The organism is Bradyrhizobium sp. USDA 4504, from assembly GCF_054063995.1.
In genome coordinates, this window is the sequence record NZ_JBSSGV010000001.1 from 3117020 (window position 1) to 3137226 (window position 20207).

Below are 20207 nucleotides of genomic sequence, written 5' to 3' on the forward strand. Positions count from 1 at the left end.
TGGGTCCCGGCCTTCGCCGGGACGACGCCGAGTGTGTATCGCTTGTGAGTCAAACATCCGCATTCTCGCGACATGATTTGTCCGAGCTTGCTGTTCGTTCCGCCCTCGCGTTGAAGAGGGCGCAGGGAAAGCCGCGCTGCGTAGGACGAGTAGAGCGAAGCGAAACCCATCAACTCTTATCGCGCTGTCAGAATGATGGGTACCGCTTCGCTCCACCCATCCTACGCTTCCCGGCTACCTCGCAAAATCCGGCTGCCAGTGGCGCAGCTCGCGGGCGGCGTAGGTGACCGCGCCGATCGTCGTGTAGGACGGCGCCTCCAGCATCATATTGCGGGCGAGCTTGAGGGCCCGCGCCTCGCAGATCGCGCGCTGCTTCTCGTCGGCGATCCACTCGAAGTCGATGTTGTGCGCGAGACCAAGGATGCGCCGGATGGTCTTGGCCGCGGCGAAGCCGACGGTGTCCTCGAACAGCCGCGCCATGTACGCCTGCCGTTCTGCCTCCAACCGCGCGGCACCTGCCTCGCCGGTAAACAGCGACACCGGATAGCCGTCGCCGTTCGCCTCGCTGCGCCACAGCGCCAGGAACTTTCGGGAAAACTCGCTCCAGACGCCCTCCATGGTCGCGAGTAGCCAAGCCTCGAACGAGGCGCGCTCGCCCGGCGCGCGCTCGTGGCCGGCGGAGGCGAGATAGGCCATCAGGAGGTTGCCGATGACGGCGCCGATGTCGAAGCCCATCGGGCCGTAGAAGGCGAACTCGGGATCGATTACCCTGGTCTCGCTGTCTGTAACCATGATCGAGCCGGTATGCAGATCGCCGTGCAGCAGCGCCTGCGGGCTCGCCATGAATTTCAGCTTCAGCCTGGAGATCGCGACATGCAGGTCGAGGTCCTCGCGGAACGCCGCCGCCGTGGCGTCGAGATACGGCGCGGTCCAGCGGTTCTGCTCGGCGATGCGGTAGGGATCGGTGAAGATCAGGTCTTCTGTGATCTTGCAGAGCGCGTGGTTGCCGGCGAAATCGGCGATGCCCTGCTTCTTCTCCGCGGCCGACAACGCAAGGTCGGACGTGAAGAACAGCGTTTGCGCCAGGAAGGTTGAGATATCCTCGACAAAGCGCGGGTACCACGTGGCCTCGATCAGGCCCTTGCGCATGATGATGTGCGGCTCGAGCAGCTCCATCGCGGTGAGCGCGAGCGGCGCATCATGATGCAGCACCGCCGGCACGAGCATCGGCGCCAGCCGCGCCTGATGCACCAGCGCCATGTGCTCGTAATGCGCCCGCGACAGCGGCAGCGGCCAGCTCTCGCCGACGAGGCGCACATACGGCAGCGCCTGCTTGACCGCGAGGCCGCCGCTTCCGCCCTTGACGATGAAGACGAGATTGAGATTGCCGTCGCCGACCTCGCTGATCGACCAGTCCGCCGGCGCGCCGCCGAGCTGCGCGACGATGGCGGGCAGCCCCGCGAGATAATCCCGCAGATCGGCTTCCCGCAGGATTCGATATGCGCTCGGCCCGGAGCCCGGCTGGGACTGCAGGTTCATCGTGGTCGCCTCCTCCGCATTGCCAGGGCGAGGTTGATCCCCACTCCATTGGCATCAGTTTCTAAAACAGCATCCCCATCGGTTCGTAGCCCGGGTGAGCCAACGGGTCGCGCAAACGCGCGCCCGATGACAGGCTCCGCGATACCCGGGAAAGTGATCCCGCATGTCGCTTCGCTCATGCGGGCTACTTCTGATCCCACGAAAACTGCGTATCAGAACGGCATCCCCATCAGCTTCGACAGCCGCTCGATCGAGAGATAGCCGGAATGATAGGCCCACATCGCGATCGCGAAGATCACGGCGGAAATCAGCGTGGTCCACAGCAGCTTGCGGCCCATCCGCGCCAGGATCGGCGCGCCGGGGTCGGTGCCGGGCGCGCCGACATTGTCCTCGTGCTGGCTGCGCACGCCGAACGGCAGCGTCAGGAACAGCACGAGCCACCAAAGCACGAAGTAGATCGCAAGTCCGGTGGAGATCTGGTAAGCCATGCGGCCTCAGGCCTGTTCGATCTCGACCAGGGCGCCGGAAAAGTCCTTCGGGTGGAAGAACAGCACCGGCTTGCCATGCGCGCCGATCTTCGGCTGGCCGTCGCCCAGCACCCGCGCACCCTCGGCGATCATGCGGTCACGGGCCGCGATGATGTCGGGCACGTCGTAGCAGACATGGTGGATGCCGCCGTCGGCATTGCGCTCGACGAATTTCGCGATCGGCGAGGTCTCGCCCAGCGGCTCGATGAACTCGATCTTGGTGTTCGGCAGCGTCACGAACACGGTAATCACGCCGTGTTCCGGCAGCGGCACCGCATCGGAAATCTCGGCATTGAAGGCAGTGCCGTAGATCTTCGCGGCCTGCTTGGCGTCCTTGACCGCGATCGCGACGTGATTGAGCCGGCCCAGCATCTCTCTCTCCCTTTAGTTGAGCATGATCTTTTCGGAAAATCGCTTCGCACTCTTCCGGATCATGCTTAGGCTCAAACCGTCAGAACGTGCACGACGCAGATCGGCTTCTTGCCCCATTGCTCGTTCAGCGCCGCCCGCACCGCGCGCCGCACCGATTCCCCCAGCGCGTCCGGATCGCGCCGCCGCGGCTTCGGCAGGCCCTCGATCGTCGATACCACCACATCGAACACGATGTCGTCGAGCAGTTCGCCCGCCGCATTGTTCTCCGGCATGCCGACCAGATCAACCTCGGGATCGTCGACGAGCTCGCCCTGCTCGGTCATGGCGATGGCGACGAAGGCGCAGCCCGCAAAGCCCATCCGCCGCCGCTCCACCACAGCGCGCGACTTGGCGTCCTCCAGGATGGTTCCGTCCTTGTAGAGCCGCCCCGCCGGCACCTCGCCGATGATGCCGGGCTCGCCGGGCCCGAGCTTGACGAGGTCGCCGTTGCGGCAGGTCAGGACCTTGGGCACGCCGGCGGCGCGCGCCAGCTTGGCGTGTTCGGCGAGATGCAGCGCCTCGCCATGGACGGGGATCAGCAGTTGCGGCCGCACCCAGGAGATCATGTCGCGCAGCTCGTCGCGGCGCGGGTGGCCGGAGACGTGCACCAGATGCTCGCGGTCGGTGATGATCTCGACGCCCTGCATGACGAGGTTGTTGATGATCGAGCCGACCGCCTTCTCGTTGCCGGGAATGGTGCGGGAGGAGAAGATCACGGTGTCGCCCTTGTTCAGGGTGACCTGCGGATGGTCGTCATTGGCGATCCGCGCCAGCGCCGCACGCGGCTCGCCCTGGCTGCCGGTGCACAGCGCCAGCACCTTGTCGGCCGGGAAATGGCCGTAATAGTCGGCGCTGCGGAATTTATGCGAGCCATCGAGATAGCCGCATTCGCGCGCCACCTGCACCACGCGCTCCATGGCACGGCCGACCACGACGACCTCGCGGTCGGCGGCATTGGCGGCGTCCGCCACCGCCCGCACCCGGGCGACATTGGAGGCGAAGGTCGTGACCGCGACCCGGCCCTTGGCCGCCTTGACCAGCTTCTTGATTGTGGCGGCGACCTCGGTCTCCGACGGCGAGCGCCCGTCGCGCACCGCATTGGTGGAATCGCCGACCAGCGCCAGCACGCCTTCATCGCCGAGCTCGCGCAGCCGCCGCTCGTCGGTCGGCTGGCCGATGATCGGGGTCGGATCGATCTTCCAGTCGCCGGTATGCAGCACGGTGCCGAGATCGGTCTTGATCGCCAGCGCGTGCGATTCCGGAATCGAATGCGCGACCGGGATGAACTCGACATTGAACGGACCGATATCGACTCGCCCGCCCGACGGGATCACCGTGACCGGGATTTTTGGCGGGTTGCGCTCGGCGGCGCATTTGGCCTCGAACAGCGCCGCGCTGAATTGCGTCGCGTAGATCTTGCAGCCGAGCTTCGGCCAAAGATCGATAATGGCACCGAAATGATCCTCATGGGCGTGCGTCAGCACGAGGCCCACCAGATTGTTGCGCTCCTTCTCGAGGAAGCGGACGTCGGGCATGATCAGGTCGATGCCCGGCAGATGCTCCTCGTCGCCGAAGGAGACGCCGAGATCGACCGCGAGGAAGGACCGCTGGTGGCGGTTGCCGAGGCCGTAGATCGACAGGTTCATGCCGATCTCGCCGACGCCGCCGAGCGGCGCAAAGGTGAGCTCGTCCGGACGCGCCATCAGTTCGCCCTCACCGAGGCTGCGGCGCCGAAATAGACCTCGCCGGCGGTCACGGGCAGGCGCTCGCCATCAGCAGTGCGGACGATCAGGCAGCCGGTATCATCGATGGTGTCGAACGTGCCCTCAAGGGTCGCCGAGCCGGTCTGGACCGCGACCTTCTCGCCGAGCCCGGCCGCGCGCTCCAGCCACAGCCTGCGGATCTCGGGGAAGCCGCGGCCGTCGTCCCAGATGCCGCGAAACTCGACCCAGGCGTCCGACAGCGCGGCAAACAGCTCCTCCGCCCCGATCTGGATGCCGAGCGCCGCGAGCGATACGGCCGGCGTCGGCGTCCCCTCTGGTGCTGCGACGACATTGGTGCCGATGCCGACGACGACCGCCAGCCGGCTCCCGATGGCTTCGGCCTCAAGCAGGATGCCCGAGAGCTTCCTGCCGTTGGCCAGCACGTCGTTCGGCCATTTCAGGGTGAACTTCGGGCTGTCCGGCCCGAGCCGCAGCGCCGCCTCGATGCTGACCTTCCGCAGCGCAGCTTCGAGCGACAGCCCGGCGGCGAAGCCGAGGGTAGCGGCGACTGCCGGCTGGACGTCCGTCACCTCGAGGATCGTGCTGGCGAGATTGCCGCGCGGCGCGACCCAGACCCGCTGCCGCCGCCCGCGGCCCGCGGTCTGTTCGGGCGTCACGAACCACATCGGCCCCCGCTCGCCGCCGCGGGCGCGCAGCATCGCCTCGGCATTGGTCGAGCCGATCTGATCGAAGGCGGCGAGCCGATAGCCCGCCGCTATGGCCCGAGGCCCGAGCGTGAAGGTCATGTCAGCGTTATGCGCATGATTGGTTCCGAAAGCCAGCATCCCAATTTCGGAACCGCACGCGTCAAAATAGTGATTTGGCCGCCGCCGTGGCCACGCTCACCAGCGGGCCCGGATAGGCGAAGTAGAAGAGATTGAAGATGCCGGCGACCGCCAGCACGGTGCGCAGCTCGACCCGGACCGGGTCGAGCTTGCCGAGCGGCTGGTCGAAATACATCACCTTGACGATCGACAGATAGTAGAACGCACCCACCACGCTGGTCAGCACGCCGATCACGGCGAGCGTGAACAGATTGGCCTTGATAGCGGCGACGAACACGTACCATTTGCCGAAGAACCCGGCGAGCGGCGGCACGCCGGCCAGCGAGAACAGCAGCATCGCGAAGATGAAGGCGAGCGACGGGTTGGTGCGGGACAGCCCGGCGAAATCGCTGATCTGCTCCAGCGCCTGGCCGTTGCGCTTCATCGCCAGGATGATGCTGAAGGAACCGAGCGTCATCGCGACGTAGATCGTGATGTAGATCAGGACGCCCTGGGCGCCCTCGACCGTGCCGGAGGCGAGGCCGACCAGCGCAAAGCCCATATGGCCGATCGAGGAATAGGCCATCAGCCGCTTGATGTTGGTCTGGCCGATCGCCGCGAATGAGCCCAGCGCCATCGAGGCGATCGCCACGAACACCAGGATCTGCTGCCACTGGGTGACGATGCCCGGGAACGCGGTCAGCGTCGCGCGGGTGAACACCGCGAGCGCCGCGACCTTCGGGGCGGACGCGAAGAACGCCGTCACCGGCGTCGGCGCGCCCTCATAGACGTCGGGCGTCCACATGTGGAACGGCACCGCCGACACCTTGAAGCAGAGGCCGGCGAGCAGGAACACCAGGCCGAACACGATGCCGATGCTGCCGGTCGTCGCGGCGGCCGCGATGCCGGCGAAGCTGACGGTGCCGGTGAAGCCGTAGATCAGCGAGGCGCCGTAGAGCAGCATGCCCGACGACAGCGCGCCGAGCACGAAATACTTCAGGCCCGCCTCGCTCGACTTGGCATTGTCGCGCTGGCTGGCGGCGACGACGTAGAGCGCAAGGCTCATCAGCTCGAGGCCGAGATAGAGCGAGATCAAATCCCCGGCCGAGATCAGCACCATCATGCCGAGCGTCGACAGCAGCACCAGGATCGAGAACTCGAAGTTGCGGCTCGACGGCTGGGACAGGTACTCGGTCGACAGGATCAGGGTTGCCGCCGAGGCGATCAGCGCGAGGACCTTCAGGAAGCGGGCGAAATCATCGACGATGAAGCTGCCGCCGAAGGTCACGAGCTTGCCGGCCGGCAGCCAGAGTTCCAGCACGCCGGTCAGCACCAGGAGACAGATCGCCAGCGCCGTGACGAGCCGCGTCGTCCCCTGCCCGCGATAGGCTCCGATCATCAACAGCACCATAGCGCCGACCGCGAGCACCAGCTCCGGGAGCACCGGCTGCAACTGATAACCTGCACTGGAAAAGCTCATGACGAGGGCCTTACTGGACGGTCAGCGCGGCTGCCTTCACGGCAGTCACGGCGGTTTGGTAATTGTTGACGAGCTGCTGCACCGAGGCCGCCGACATGTCGAGCACCGGCTTCGGATAGACGCCGAACAGGATGGTCAGTGCGATCAGCGGGAACAGCGTAACGCATTCGCGGAAGGTGAGATCCTTGATCGACATCAGCGACGGCTTGACCAGCGCCCCGAACACCACCTTGCGGTAGAGCCAGAGCGCGTAGCAGGCCGACAGGATCACGCCGGTGGTGGCGAAGAACGCCGTCGGCAGCGAGATCTTGAAGGTGCCGAGCAGCGTCATGAACTCGCCGACGAATCCGCTGGTGCCCGGCAGACCGACATTGGCCATGGTGAAGACCATGAAGGTCAGCGCGTAGAGCGGCATCCGGTTGACGAGACCGCCATAGGCCGCGATCTCGCGGGTGTGCATGCGGTCGTAGACGACGCCGACGCAAAGGAACAGCGCGCCGGAGACGATGCCGTGCGAGACCATCTGGAACATGCCGCCGGCGACGCCCTGCGTGGTCACCGCGAAGATGCCCATGGTGACGAAGCCCATATGCGCGACGGAAGAATACGCGATCAGCTTCTTCATGTCCTCCTGCATCATCGCCACCAGCGAGGTGTAGATGATGGCGATGACCGACAGCACGAACACGAACGGCGCGAAGTCGTGCGAGGCCAGCGGGAACATCGGCAGCGAGAAGCGCAGGAAGCCGTAGCCGCCCATCTTCAGCAGGATCGCGGCCAGGATCACCGAGCCCGCCGTCGGCGCCTCGACGTGCGCGTCGGGCAGCCAGGTGTGCACCGGCCACATCGGCATCTTCACCGCGAACGAGGCGAAGAAGGCCAGCCATGCCCAGGTCTGCATCGACCGCGGCACCGCGGTGTGCATCAGGGTCGGGATGTCGGTCGTGCCGGCGTTCCAGTACAGCGCCATGATGGCGAGCAGCATCAGGACCGAGCCGAGGAAGGTGTAGAGGAAGAACTTGAACGACGCATAGACCCGGCGCGGGCCGCCCCAGACGCCGATGATCAGGAACATCGGGATCAGGCCGCCCTCGAAGAACAAATAGAACAGCACGAGGTCGAGCGCCGAGAAGGTGCCGACCATCAGCGTTTCCAGGATCAGGAACGCCATCATGTATTCGCCGACGCGCTGCGTCACCGACTTCCAGCTCGCGATGATGCAGAGCGGCATGATCGCGGTGGTCAGGATGATCAGCGGCAGCGAGATGCCGTCGACGCCCATGTGATAGGTGATGCCGGTGGCGAGCCAGGACGCCTTCTCGACAAACTGGAAGTCGGTCGAGGCCGGATCGAAGCGCGCCACCAGGATCAGCGAGATCGCGAAGGTGATCAGCGTGGTCCACAGCGCGATCCAGCGCGCCGTGCGGCTCGCGGTCTCGTCACCGCCCCGCGCCAGCAGATAGACCAGGATCGCACCGACCGCCGGCAGGAAGGTCGTGACCGAAAGGATGGGCCAGGTTGTCATCTACTGGCCTCCCAAGCCGAACATGAACCAGGTGATCAATCCGGCGGCCCCGATCAGCATCGCGAATGCGTAGTGATAGAGGTAGCCGGTCTGCAATTTCACGACGTTGCGGGTGACGTCGAGCACGCGGGCGGAGACGCCATCGGGACCGAAGCCGTCGATGATGAAGCCGTCGCCCTTCTTCCACAGCGTGTAGCCGAGCCACTTCGCCGGGCGCACGAAGATCCAGTCGTACAGCTCGTCGAAGTACCATTTGTTGAGCAGGAACTGGTACAGCATCGGCTGCTGCTGCGCGAGCTCGACCGGTAGGTACGGCCTGCGGATGTAGAACAGATACGAGATGAACAGGCCGAGCGCCATCATCACGGTGGGCAGCGGCGCAAGCCAGCCCGGCATGTGCTCCATGTCCTCGAGGATGTGCGGGTTCATCTTCACGGACTCGCGGAAGAACTCTTCCACGCCGTGCGGGTTGACGAACAGCTCCTTGAACGGCAGGCCCGCCAGGATCGAGCCGGCGGCGAGCACGCCGATCGGCACCAGCATCCACACCGGGCTCTCATGCGCCGCGTCGTAGTGCTTCTGGTCGTGCGGCTCGCCGAAGAACGTCTTGAAGATCAGGCGCCAGGAGTAGAACGAGGTCAGGCCGGCGGCCACGATGGTCAAGAGATAGGCGTAGGTCGCGAACGGATTATGCGCCGCATAGGCCGCCTCGATGATCGCGTCCTTGGAGAAGTAGCCGGCGAACAGCGGGAAGCCGGTCAGCGCCAGGGTGCCAATGCACATCACCGCGAAGGTGTACGGGATCTTGCGCCACAGGCCGCCCATGTTGCGGATGTCCTGCTCGTGATGCATCGCGTAGATCACCGAGCCTGCCCCTAAGAACAGCAGCGCCTTGAAGAAGGCGTGCGTGAACAGGTGGAACATGCCGACCGAATAGGCCCCCGCTCCCATCGCCACGAACATGTAGCCGAGCTGCGAACAGGTCGAATACGCGACGATGCGCTTGATGTCGTTCTGCACGAGGCCGATCGTGGCGGCGAAGAACGCCGTGGTCGCGCCGAAGAACATCACCACCGCCTGCGCGGTCGGCGACAGCTCGAACAGCGGCGACAGCCGCGCCACCATGAACACGCCGGCGGTGACCATGGTCGCGGCATGGATCAGTGCCGACACCGGGGTCGGACCTTCCATCGCGTCCGGCAACCAGGTGTGCAGCAGGAACTGGGCCGACTTGCCCATCGCGCCCATGAACAGCAACAGGCAGGTCAAGGTCAGCGCGTCGGCCTGCCAGCCGAAGAAGTTGATGGTCTTGCCGGTCAGACCGGGCGCGGCATGGAAGATGGTCTCGAAATCGGTCGAGCCGACCAGCGCGTAGATCGCGAAGATGCCGAGCGCGAAGCCGAAGTCGCCGACGCGGTTGACCACGAAGGCCTTGATCGCCGCGGCATTGGCCGACGGCTTCTGGTACCAGAACCCGATCAGCAAGTAGCTCGCGAGGCCGACGCCCTCCCAGCCGAAGAACAGCTGAACGAGGTTGTCCGACGTCACCAGCATCAACATCGCGAAGGTGAACAGCGAGAGATAGCCGAAGAAGCGCGGCCGGTTCGGATCCTCGTCCATGTAGCCGATGGAATAGAGGTGGACGAGCGCGGACACCGTGTTGACCACGACCAGCATCACCGCGGTCAGGGTGTCGACCCGCAGCGTCCAGGCCACCTGCAGGTCGCCCGAGTTGATCCAGGGCAGCAGCACGACGCGCGCGTCATGGTGCATGAAGCCGACATCGACCAGCGTGAACCACGACAGCGCCGCCGACACGAACAAGAGGCCCGTGGTGATCAGCTCGGCAAGGCGCGAGCCGGCGGCCGCCGGCTCGGAGACATGGTGATCGTCATGGCCATGGTCATCATGGCCGTGATCGTCATGGGCCGCGGAGGCATGGGCGTCGCCATGCGCATCGTCGTGATGGTCGACGGTATCGCCGCTCGGGCAGCGCGCATGGGCACCGACCAGCGAGATAATGCCTGCGAGGATGGCGCCCAGCAGAGGCAGGAATACGATTGCCTGAACCATAACTGCGCCTAGCCCTTCATCAGATTGACGTCTTCAACCGCGATCGAACCGCGGTTGCGGAAATACACCACCAGCACGGCGAGACCGATCGCAGCCTCGGCGGCGGCCACCGTCAGCACCAAGAGCGCGAACACCTGGCCGACGATGTCGCCGAGGAAGGTCGAGAACGCCACCAGGTTGATGTTAACCGACAGCAGGATCAGCTCGATCGACATCAGGATGACGATGATGTTCTTGCGGTTGAGGAAGATGCCGAGGATCCCGAGCGTGAACAGGATCGCGGCGACCGCGAGATAGTGTCCGAGCCCGATCGTCATTTCACCCACTCCGCCGCGTCGGCATCCTGCAGGCCCTGCCCCGACGCCACCTTGCGCATCGCCATCGCCATCTCGGGCGTGCGCGCGTTCTGCACGTTGATGTTCTGCCGCTTGACCTTGGCCTTGTGGCGCAGCGTCAGCACGATGGCGCCGATCATCGCGACCAGCAGCACCATGCCGGCGAGCTGGAAGTAATGGATGTACTTCGTATAGAGCACGAGGCCGAGCGCCTCGGTGTTGCTGACATTGGTCGGGATCGCCGCGGTGATCGTCTTGGTCACGGCCGGGTTGATCACCCAGGCGCCGACGACGAGCAGCAGCTCGAACATGAAGATGCCGCCGATCACGATGCCAATCGGCAGATACTGGATGAAGCCCTCGCGTAGCTCGACGAAGTCGACGTCGAGCATCATGATCACGAACAGGAACAGCACCGCGACCGCGCCGACATAGACCACGATCAGCATCATCCCGAGGAACTCGGCGCCCATCAGGATGAACAGCCCGGCCGCGTTGACGAAGGCCAGGATCAGGAACAGCACGGAGTGCACGGGATTGCGCGAGACAATCACCATGACCGCCGAGGCCACGCAGGCCGCAGCAAACAGGTAGAAGAACAGCGCCGGAAGGATCATGCCCTCACCTCACCGGTATGGCGCGTCGAGCGCGATCGACTTCGCGATCTCGCGCTCCCAGCGGTCGCCATTGGCGAGCAGCTTGGCCTTGTCATAGTACAGTTCCTCGCGGGTCTCGGTCGCGAATTCGAAATTCGGTCCCTCGACGATGGCGTCCACCGGGCATGCCTCCTGGCACAGGCCGCAATAGATGCACTTCACCATGTCGATGTCGTAACGCACCGTGCGGCGGGTGCCGTCGTTGCGGCGCGGGCCGGCCTCGATCGTGATCGCCTGCGCCGGGCAGATCGCCTCGCACAGCTTGCAGGCGATGCAGCGTTCCTCGCCGTTCGGATAGCGGCGCAGCGCGTGCTCGCCGCGGAAGCGCGGCGAGATCGGGCCCTTTTCGAAGGGATAGTTCAGCGTCGGCTTCGGCTGGAAGAAATAGCGCATCGCGAGGAAGAACGCCGAGACGAATTCCGACAGCAGAAGCGAGCGGGCTGTTGCGTTGACATTGACACTCATGACGGCCTCACTTCGGCGCGATGCCGGCGAACTGCAGCACGCCGGCCACGATCACCACCATCGCCAGCGACAGCGGCAGGAACACCTTCCAGCCGAGCCGCATCAGTTGATCGTAGCGGTAGCGCGGCACGATCGCCTTCGCCATCGCGAACATGAAGAACATGAAGAACACCTTCAGGGCGAACCAGACGATGCCCGGAATCCAGGTGAACGGCGGCAGATTGACCGGCGGCAGCCAGCCGCCCAGGAACAGGATCGACGCCAGCGCGCACATCGTGGTGATCGCGACATACTCGCCGAGCATGAACAAAAGATACGGGGTCGAGCCGTATTCGGTCATGAAGCCGGCGACCAACTCGGATTCGGCCTCGACCAGATCGAACGGCGGACGATTGGTTTCGGCCAGCGCCGAGACGTAGAACACGACGAACATCGGGAACAGCGGCCACACATACCAGTTCAGGATGGTGAGCTGCGGCAGGCCGATCAGGTGCGCAAGCCCGCGGGTGTTCTGCGCCTCGACCACAGCCGACAGGTTCAGCGAGCCGACGCAGAGCAGCACGGTGATGATGACGAAGCCGATCGAGACCTCGTAGGACACCATCTGCGCCGCCGAGCGCAGCGCGGCCAGGAACGGATATTTCGAGTTCGACGACCAGCCGGCCATGATGATGCCGTAGATCGACAGCGACGAGATCGCGAAGATGTAGAGAACGCCGACATTGATGTCGGAGATCACCCAGCCGAGATCGAACGGGATTACCGCCCAGGCGGCCAGCGCCAGGATGCACGACACCAGCGGCGCGAGCAGGAACACGCCCTTGTTGGAGCCGGACGGAATCACCGGCTCCTTCAGCACGAATTTCAGGAGGTCGGCGAAGGATTGCAGCAATCCGAACGGCCCGACCACGTTGGGGCCGCGGCGGATCTGCACCGCCGCCCAGATCTTGCGGTCGGCGAGCAGGATGTAGGCGATCGCGATCAGGAGCACGACCAGCAGCAACAGGCTCTCCGCGACCATGATGATCAGCGGCCAGAGGAAGCCGGTCCAGAACGAGCTTGCGAAGAATTCAGCCATCAGGTCACGCTCACTCCGCTGCCGTCAGCATTCGGCCCGACGCCAGCCGCGAGCACTCCGCCATCACGGCAGAGGCCCGCGCGATCGGGTTGGTCAGATAGAAGTCCTCGACGGTCGGCTTGAATGCCGCCTTGTCGACGCTGCCGCCCTTGCCTGCCAGCGCCTTGACGTCGTCGGGCTTGCCGGCCTCGATCTGGTCGAGCCGCATCAGATGCGGGTAGGCCTTGAACATAGCCTGACGCAGCGCCTGCAGCGAGTCGAACGGCAGCTTCTTGCCGAGCACGTCGGACAGCGCGCGGATGATCGCCCAGTCCTCGCGGGCCTCGCCCGGCGGGAATGCGGCGCGGTTGGCGATCTGCGCCCGGCCTTCGGTGTTGACGTAGATGCCGGACTTCTCGGTATAGGCCGCGCCCGGCAGGATGACGTCGGCGCGATGCGCGCCCTGGTCGCCATGGGTGCCGATATAGACCACGAAGGTGCCGTCCGGCACCTTGATCTCGTCGGCGCCGAGCAGGAACAGCACGTCGAGCGTGCCGAAGGTCGTCATCTGCGCCGCGGTCAGGCCACCGGCCGCCGGCGAGAAGCCGATATCGAGCGCGCCGGCGCGCGAGGCGGTATCCTGCAACACGGCAAAGCCGTTCCAGCCGTCCTTCAGCGCGCCGACATTAACGGCGAGCTTGGCGGCCTGCGCCAGCACCGCAGCGCCGTCATGCCTGGTGTAGGCGCCGGCGCCGACCAGGATGATCGGGTGCTGCGCATTCTTCAGCACGTCGGCAAAGGAGTGCTTGCCCGCCACGAGATCGGCCAGCGTGTCAGTACCCGCACCGAGATACTCATGGTCATAGGTGAAATCGGCCTTGGCGCCGATCATGCCGACCTTGAGCCCGCCGGTGCGCCAGCGCTTGCGGATCCGCGCGTTCAGCACCGCGGCTTCCTTGCGCGGATGCGAGCCGATGATCAGGATCGCGTCGGCCTGGTCGATGCCGGCAATGGTCGGATTGAAGATGTAGGAGCCGCGGCCGGCCTTGGCGTCGAACGCATCGCCGCCCTGCACGGCGAGATTGACCGAGCCGAACTTCGCGAGCATTTCCTTCAGCGCATACATTTCGTCGACCGCGGCCAGATCGCCGGCGATCGCGCCGATCCGCTTGCCGTCGCTGCGGCTGGCCTTGGCGGCGATGGCGGCGAAGGCTTCCTGCCAGGTCGCCGGCCGGAGCTGGCCGTTCTCGCGCACATAGGGCCGGTCGAGGCGCTGCGTACGCAGGCCGTCGACGATGTGGCGGGTCTTGTCGGAGATCCACTCCTCGTTCACCGCCTCGTTGATGCGCGGCAGGATGCGCATCACCTCGCGGCCGCGGGTGTCGACGCGGATCGCAGATCCCACGCCGTCCATGACGTCGACCGACTGGGTCTTGCCGAGCTCCCAGGGCCGCGCCGCGAAGGCGTAGGGCTTCGACGTCAGCGCGCCGACCGGGCAGATATCGACGAGGTTGCCCTGCAGCTCCGAGCTCAGCGCCTGCTCGAGATAGGTGGTGATCTCCATGTCCTCGCCGCGGCCGGTCGCGCCCATTTCCGGCGCGCCGCAGACTTCGGCGGAGAAGCGGACGCAGCGCGTGCACTGGATGCAGCGGTTCATCGAGGTCTTGACCAGCGCGCCGAGATACTTGTCCTCGACCGCGCGCTTGTTCTCGGCGAAACGGCTGGTGTCGACGCCGTAGCCCATCGCCTGGTCCTGCAGGTCGCACTCGCCGCCCTGGTCGCAGATCGGGCAGTCGAGCGGATGGTTGATCAGCAGGAACTCCATCACGCCTTCCCGCGCCTTCTTCACCATCGGCGAGCGGGTCGAGATCTCCGGCGGCTCGCCCTTCGGGCCCGGACGGCAGTCGCGCACGGCCCAGGCGCAGCTCGCGACCGGCTTCGGGCCCCCCTTCACCTCGACCAGGCACATCCGGCAATTGCCGGCGATCGACAGCCGCTCGTGATAGCAGAAGCGCGGAATCTCTGCGCCGGCCGCCTCGCATGCCTGCAGCAGCGTGTACTCCGGCGGCACATCGATCTCTTTGCCATCGACGATGATCTTGCTCATGTCTGTCTCAAGTCTTTCCGAGCTTGCAGTCGGGCGGTGCGACGCTCGCGGTTTTCAATGAGGTCTTCACCCATTGCTGGGTGTCGGCGCCGTAGGTCGCGAGATAGGCAGGCTGCGCCTGGTTCTTCTCGCAGAGGAACGGCAGATGCGGTTTCAGGTCGTAGTCACACGATGCCTGCCATTCGCGCTTATCCGCGAAGGCGGCAAAGGTCTCCTCGCAGGCATAGAGGAAGTACGAGACAAAACTCTCATATTGCGATCGCTCCTCGCGACTGGCGGCCTTGATGGCCTCGTAGTCGGGCTGAGCGAATTTCGGATTCTGGAATGCGAGATCGGTGTAGCCGAGAAACGCCGAACGCGCGCTGGAGGCGCGGTTCGAGGTGCGGATTTCGTTGATCTGCAGCAGGATTGCAACAAAGCCGAGCAGCGCCACGGTCGCCTGCGCCATCTGCGCAAGCGTCCCGTGTTTCTGCCACCACGCGGCCTGTTGCGTCATCGCCAACATTACTCCGCGGCTACCATGTGCATGGGATCGCGCACGCCCTGATCGTCGAGATCGGCCTTGTGCGAATACTGGTCGATGCGCTCTTCGATCTCGTGACGGAAATGCGCGATCAGGCCCTGGATCGGCCAGGCGGCGGCGTCGCCGAGCGCGCAGATAGTGTGACCCTCGACCTGCTTGGTGACCTCCAGCAGCATGTCGATCTCGCGCTTGTGGGCGCGGCCCTCGGCCATGCGGGTCAGGACGCGCCACATCCACCCCGTGCCCTCGCGGCACGGCGTGCACTGGCCGCAGCTCTCATGCTTGTAGAAATAGGAGATTCGCGCGATCGCCCGGATCAGGTCGGTCGACTTGTCCATCACGATCACCGCCGCGGTGCCGAGGCCCGAGCGCAGCTTGCTCAGGCTGTCGAAATCCATCGGCGTGTCGATGATCTGCTCGGCCGGCACCATGCGCACCGACGAACCGCCGGGGATCACGGCCTTCAGATTGCCCCAGCCGCCGCGGATGCCGCCGCAATGCTTCTCGATCAGCTCGCGGAACGGAATCCCCATCGCCTCTTCGACGTTGCAGGGCCGCTCGACGTGGCCGGAGATGCAGAACAGCTTGGTGCCGACATTGTTCGGCCGGCCGATGCCGGCGAACCAGGCGGCGCCGCGGCGCAGGATGTCCGGTGCGACCGCGATCGACTCGACGTTGTTGACGGTGGTCGGGCAGCCATAGAGGCCGACATTGGCCGGGAACGGCGGCTTCAGCCGCGGCTGGCCCTTCTTGCCCTCGAGGCTCTCGAGCAGCGCGGTCTCCTCGCCGCAGATATAGGCGCCGGCGCCGTGCGCGACATAGATGTCGAACGGCCAGCCGTTGATATTGTCCTTGCCGACCAGCTTGGCCTCATAGGCCTGGTCGATCGCCGCCTGCAGCCGCTCGCGTTCGCGGATGAACTCGCCGCGGATATAGACGTAGCAGGCATGCGCGCCCATCGCGAAGCTCGCGAGCAGGCAGCCCTCGACCAAAAGATGCGGATCGTGCCGCATGATCTCGCGGTCCTTGCAGGTGCCGGGCTCCGACTCGTCGGCGTTGACGACGAGATAGCTCGGACGGCCGTCCTTGGATTCCTTCGGCATGAAGGACCACTTCATGCCGGTCGGGAAGCCGGCGCCGCCGCGGCCACGCAGACCCGACGCCTTCATCTCGTTGATGATCCAGTCGCGCCCCTTGTCGATGATCCCTTTGGTGCCATCCCAGGCGCCTCTGCGGCGCGCGCCCTCGAGGCCCCAATCATGCAGGCCGTAGAGGTTCTTGAAGATGCGGTCCTTGTCGTCGAGCATGCTCAAAACTTTCCGAACATCACCGATTGGCTTGCGAATAAGCGAGCCCGGCAGCGCAGCCGCCGAACACGATGGCCCACAACAGGCTGGATTCCAGCGTGGCGCTCAGGCCATAGCGTTGCAGCAGGAACATGAAGCCCGCCGCGACAACGGTATGCAGGGCGATCGTGCGCCAAGCCTTCATCGCAGCGCCCCTTCCCGTCTCATCTGCTAGCACCTGAAAGCTCCGCATCAGGTGGTTTCCTTCAGCGTCGTCGGCCCGCCCGCGGGCGCCGAGAACTGACGGTCGACCTGCGGGCCCGGCTTCGGCGGATTGCCGGCGGCAAAGCCGTCGAGGACCTTGCCGAAGCTTTCCTTGGTCAGGTCCTCATAGGTGTCCTTCCAGATCAGCACCATCGGCGCGTTCACGCAGGCCCCTAAGCACTCGACTTCTTCCCAGGAGAAGTTGCCGTCCTTCGACAGCTGGAAGGGATCGTGATGGATGCGGTGCTGGCAGACCTCGATCAGGTCGGCGGCGCCGCGCAGCCGGCACGGCGTGGTGCCGCACACCTGCACATGCGCCTTCTTGCCGACCGGCGAGAGCTGGAACATGGTGTAGAACGTCGCGATCTCGAGCATGCGGATATGCGGCATCTCGAGCAGGTCGGCGACAGCGCGGATCGCGGCTTCCGAGACCCAGCCGTCATGCTGCTCCTGCGCGCGCCACAGGATCGCGATCGCGGCCGAAGCCTGCCGTCCCGGCGGATATTTCTCGATCTGCTTCTTGGCCCAGGCAAGATTCTCGTCCGTGAACGTGAAGCTCGCGGGCTGCAATTCCTTCGGGGCAAGGCGGCGGACGGACATCGATCAAACTCTCATTGCGCGCGGTTCGGATGCGGACATCGTCACCGGTCGACTTCGCCGAACACGATGTCCAGCGAGCCCAGGATGGCGGAAACGTCGGCCAGCAGATGGCCCCTGCAGATGTGATCCATCGCCTGCAGATGGGCGAAGCCCGGCGCGCGGATCTTGCACTTGTAGGGCTTGTTGGAGCCGTCGGCGACGAGGTAGACGCCGAACTCGCCCTTCGGCGCCTCGACCGCGGCATAGATTTCGCCGGCCGGCACGTGCACGCCTTCGGTGTAGAGCTTGAAGTGATGGATCAGCGCTTCCATCGAGCGCTTCATCTCACCGCGGCGCGGCGGCGCGATCTTGTTGTCCTCGACCACGACCGGGCCCTGCCCGTCGGGTGCCTTGAGCTTCTGGATGCACTGCTTCATGATGCGCACCGACTGGCGCATCTCTTCCATGCGGATCAGATAGCGGTCGTAGCAGTCGCCGTTCTTTCCGATCGGAATGTCGAAATCCATCTCGGCGTAGCACTCGTAGGGCTGCGACTTGCGCAGGTCCCAGGCCGCGCCCGAGCCGCGCACCATCACGCCGGAGAAGCCCCACTCCCAGGCTTCCTTGAGCGGCACCACGCCGATGTCGACGTTGCGCTGCTTGAAGATGCGGTTGCCGGTGAGCAGCCGATCGAGGTCGTCGACGACCTTGAGGAACGGATCGCACCACGCCTCGATGTCGTCGATCAGCTTCGGCGGCAGGTCCTGATGCACGCCGCCGACGCGGAAGAACGCCGCGTGCATGCGCGAGCCCGAGGCGCGCTCATAGAACACCATCAGCTTCTCGCGCTCTTCGAAGCCCCACAGCGGCGGGGTCAGCGCGCCGACGTCCATCGCCTGGGTGGTGACGTTGAGCAGATGCGACAGGATGCGGCCGATCTCGCAATAGAGCACGCGGATCAACTGACCGCGGCGCGGCACCGTAATGCCGAGCAGCTTTTCCGCCGCGAGGCAGAACGCATGCTCCTGGTTCATCGGCGCGACATAGTCGAGCCGGTCGAAATAGGGAATCGCCTGCAGATAGGTCTTGTGCTCGATCAGCTTCTCGGTGCCGCGGTGAAGCAGGCCGATATGCGGATCGACGCGTTCGACGACTTCGCCGTCGAGCTCCAGCACGAGGCGCAGCACGCCGTGCGCCGCCGGATGCTGCGGCCCAAAGTTGATGGTGAAGTTACGAAGGTTTTGCGGCTGTTCATTCATGGCTTCGGCTCCGCCTTGGCCTTCTCATCGCCGGGCAGCGGATAGTCCGCGCCTTCCCAGGGCGAAAGGAAATCGAACTTGCGGAATTCCTGGTTGAGCCTGACCGGCTCGTACAGCACCCGCTTCTCCTGGTCGTCGTAGCGGACCTCGACGAAGCCGGTGAGCGGGAAATCCTTGCGCAGCGGATGGCCGTCGAAGCCGTAGTCCGTCAGCAGGCGGCGCATGTCGGGATGGCCGGTGAAGATCACGCCATAGAGGTCGTAGGTCTCGCGCTCGAACCAGTCGGCGCCCGGGAAGACGCCGATGATCGACGGCACCTGCGTGGTCTCGTCGGCCTGCCCGCGCAAACGGACGCGCGTGTTCAGCGTCGGCGACAGCAGATGGTAGACGACGTCGAAGCGCTTCTCGCGGCTCGGATAGTCGACCGCGGTGACGTCGGTGACGTTGACGAAGCGGCAGCCGGGATCGTCACGCAGAAACCTGGCGACGTCCACGATTCTGCCAATCTCGACGTCGATAGTGAGCTGATTGAACGCGACCGAGTGCGCCGTGGCCGCGCCCGGAAGCGCGCTCACGATCGTCTGCCCAAGGGCGTCGAGCTTGCCGTCGTCCATACCTGAAACCTTAACGTTCGATAGTGCCGATACGGCGAATCTTCTTCTGCAGCAGCAGCACGCCGTAGAGCAGTGCCTCCGCCGTAGGCGGGCAGCCCGGCACGTAGATGTCGATCGGCACGATGCGATCGCAGCCACGCACCACCGAATAGGAGTAGTGGTAGTAGCCGCCGCCATTGGCGCAGGAGCCCATCGAGATGACGTAGCGCGGCTCCGGCATCTGGTCGTAGACCTTGCGCAGCGCGGGCGCCATCTTGTTGGTCAGGGTGCCCGCAACGATCATCACGTCGGACTGCCGCGGCGAGGCACGCGGTGCGAAGCCGAAGCGTTCGACGTCGTAGCGCGGCATCGAGACCTGCATCATCTCGACCGCGCAGCAGGCGAGACCGAAGGTCATCCACATCAGGGAGCCGGTGCGCGCCCAAGTGATGAGGTCATCGGCTGCGGCGACGAAGAAGCCCTTGTCGGACAGCTCGTGATTGACCTCGAGGAAAAACGGATCATTGGCGCCGACCGGCCTACCGGTCGACGGATCAAGAATACCCTTCGGAGCCATGGCGATCTCAGATTTGGCAATCGCCGGCTGGGAGGTTGCGGCGGTGGGGCTCAATCCCATTCGAGCGCGCCTTTCTTCCATTCATACGCAAACCCGACCGTCAGCACGGCCAGGAACACCATCATCGACCAGAACCCGGTGGCGCCGAGCTTTCCGAACGCCGCGGCCCAGGGGAACAGGAACGCCACTTCGAGGTCGAAGATGATGAAGAGGATCGCCACCAGATAGAACCGGACGTCGAACTTCATGCGAGCGTCGTCAAAAGCGTTGAATCCGCATTCATAGGCAGACAGCTTTTCCGGGTCCGGCGATTGGAACGCGACCAGGAACGGCGCGATCAGGAGTGCCAGACCGATCAGGCTCGCGACTCCGATAAAGACCACAAGTGGGAGATAATTCTGCAGGATGCCGGTCATCGGCGAGG

Annotated in this window: 21 protein-coding genes; all 21 read right to left on the reverse strand. The window is 64.9% G+C overall.

Annotation, left to right across the window (positions count from 1 at the left end; all coding sequences use genetic code 11):
- Positions 1-234 precede the first annotated feature (234 nt).
- Positions 235-1539: an S-methyl-5-thioribose kinase gene (gene mtnK, locus ACVMB1_RS14295; protein ID WP_141340990.1), complete on the reverse strand. Its 1305-nt coding sequence runs from the start codon at positions 1537-1539 to the stop codon at positions 235-237.
- 212 nt (positions 1540-1751) lie between these two features.
- Positions 1752-2027, reverse strand: a complete 276-nt coding sequence (locus tag ACVMB1_RS14300; RefSeq protein WP_057016477.1) for a DUF1467 family protein — start codon at positions 2025-2027, stop codon at positions 1752-1754.
- Between the two features lie 6 nt (positions 2028-2033).
- Positions 2034-2438 (reverse strand): methylmalonyl-CoA epimerase, encoded by a 405-nt coding sequence (gene mce / locus ACVMB1_RS14305; protein ID WP_057016476.1) that lies wholly within the window; start codon positions 2436-2438, stop codon positions 2034-2036.
- Between the two features lie 71 nt (positions 2439-2509).
- On the reverse strand, positions 2510-4180 hold the full coding sequence (locus tag ACVMB1_RS14310) for a ribonuclease J (RefSeq protein WP_141340991.1): 1671 nt from the start codon (positions 4178-4180) through the stop codon (positions 2510-2512).
- Positions 4180-4986, reverse strand: a complete 807-nt coding sequence (locus ACVMB1_RS14315; RefSeq protein ID WP_141341012.1) for a biotin--[acetyl-CoA-carboxylase] ligase — start codon at positions 4984-4986, stop codon at positions 4180-4182. Before ACVMB1_RS14315 ends, ACVMB1_RS14310 begins: the two co-directional genes overlap by 1 nt.
- 61 nt (positions 4987-5047) lie before the next feature.
- Positions 5048-6484: an NADH-quinone oxidoreductase subunit NuoN gene (nuoN, locus tag ACVMB1_RS14320; protein ID WP_141340992.1), complete on the reverse strand. Its 1437-nt coding sequence runs from the start codon at positions 6482-6484 to the stop codon at positions 5048-5050.
- A gap of 10 nt (positions 6485-6494) precedes the next feature.
- A complete protein-coding gene (locus ACVMB1_RS14325) occupies positions 6495-8009 on the reverse strand; it encodes an NADH-quinone oxidoreductase subunit M (protein ID WP_016841819.1) in 1515 nt (504 codons plus the stop codon).
- On the reverse strand, positions 8010-10082 hold the full coding sequence (gene nuoL, locus ACVMB1_RS14330; RefSeq protein ID WP_141340993.1) for an NADH-quinone oxidoreductase subunit L: 2073 nt from the start codon (positions 10080-10082) through the stop codon (positions 8010-8012).
- A gap of 8 nt (positions 10083-10090) precedes the next feature.
- Positions 10091-10399, reverse strand: coding sequence for an NADH-quinone oxidoreductase subunit NuoK (nuoK, locus tag ACVMB1_RS14335; RefSeq protein ID WP_016841823.1), 309 nt, complete (start codon positions 10397-10399; stop codon positions 10091-10093).
- On the reverse strand, positions 10396-11034 hold the full coding sequence (locus tag ACVMB1_RS14340; protein WP_028333975.1) for an NADH-quinone oxidoreductase subunit J: 639 nt from the start codon (positions 11032-11034) through the stop codon (positions 10396-10398). The genes nuoK and ACVMB1_RS14340 overlap by 4 nt, the downstream gene beginning before the upstream one ends.
- A 9-nt stretch (positions 11035-11043) precedes the next feature.
- Positions 11044-11538, reverse strand: coding sequence for an NADH-quinone oxidoreductase subunit NuoI (nuoI, locus tag ACVMB1_RS14345; RefSeq protein ID WP_018271854.1), 495 nt, complete (start codon positions 11536-11538; stop codon positions 11044-11046).
- Between the two features lie 7 nt (positions 11539-11545).
- Positions 11546-12616: an NADH-quinone oxidoreductase subunit NuoH gene (gene nuoH, locus ACVMB1_RS14350; RefSeq protein WP_018271855.1), complete on the reverse strand. Its 1071-nt coding sequence runs from the start codon at positions 12614-12616 to the stop codon at positions 11546-11548.
- A gap of 10 nt (positions 12617-12626) precedes the next feature.
- Positions 12627-14702, reverse strand: coding sequence for an NADH-quinone oxidoreductase subunit NuoG (gene nuoG, locus ACVMB1_RS14355; protein WP_141340994.1), 2076 nt, complete (start codon positions 14700-14702; stop codon positions 12627-12629).
- Between the two features lie 7 nt (positions 14703-14709).
- The gene (locus ACVMB1_RS14360) at positions 14710-15198 is read right to left on the reverse strand and encodes a hypothetical protein (RefSeq protein WP_141340995.1); all 489 of its coding nucleotides are present in this window, start codon (positions 15196-15198) and stop codon (positions 14710-14712) included.
- A gap of 8 nt (positions 15199-15206) precedes the next feature.
- The gene (gene nuoF / locus ACVMB1_RS14365) at positions 15207-16532 is read right to left on the reverse strand and encodes an NADH-quinone oxidoreductase subunit NuoF (RefSeq protein ID WP_069276819.1); all 1326 of its coding nucleotides are present in this window, start codon (positions 16530-16532) and stop codon (positions 15207-15209) included.
- Positions 16533-16551: 19 nt separating this feature from the next.
- Positions 16552-16764 carry a hypothetical protein gene (locus tag ACVMB1_RS14370; RefSeq protein WP_035631350.1) on the reverse strand — a complete coding sequence of 71 codons (213 nt, stop codon included), beginning with the start codon at positions 16762-16764 and terminating at the stop codon, positions 16552-16554.
- Positions 16764-17375 (reverse strand): NADH-quinone oxidoreductase subunit NuoE, encoded by a 612-nt coding sequence (gene nuoE, locus ACVMB1_RS14375; protein ID WP_141340996.1) that lies wholly within the window; start codon positions 17373-17375, stop codon positions 16764-16766. Before nuoE ends, ACVMB1_RS14370 begins: the two co-directional genes overlap by 1 nt.
- A 41-nt stretch (positions 17376-17416) precedes the next feature.
- Entirely contained in the window at positions 17417-18613 is a 1197-nt protein-coding gene (locus tag ACVMB1_RS14380; protein WP_076825356.1) for an NADH-quinone oxidoreductase subunit D, read from the reverse strand.
- Entirely contained in the window at positions 18610-19227 is a 618-nt protein-coding gene (locus ACVMB1_RS14385) for an NADH-quinone oxidoreductase subunit C (RefSeq protein WP_057016469.1), read from the reverse strand. Before ACVMB1_RS14385 ends, ACVMB1_RS14380 begins: the two co-directional genes overlap by 4 nt.
- 10 nt (positions 19228-19237) lie before the next feature.
- Positions 19238-19783 carry a NuoB/complex I 20 kDa subunit family protein gene (locus ACVMB1_RS14390; RefSeq protein ID WP_199805213.1) on the reverse strand — a complete coding sequence of 182 codons (546 nt, stop codon included), beginning with the start codon at positions 19781-19783 and terminating at the stop codon, positions 19238-19240.
- 50 nt (positions 19784-19833) lie between these two features.
- Positions 19834-20199: an NADH-quinone oxidoreductase subunit A gene (locus ACVMB1_RS14395; RefSeq protein ID WP_141340997.1), complete on the reverse strand. Its 366-nt coding sequence runs from the start codon at positions 20197-20199 to the stop codon at positions 19834-19836.
- Positions 20200-20207 lie beyond the last annotated feature (8 nt).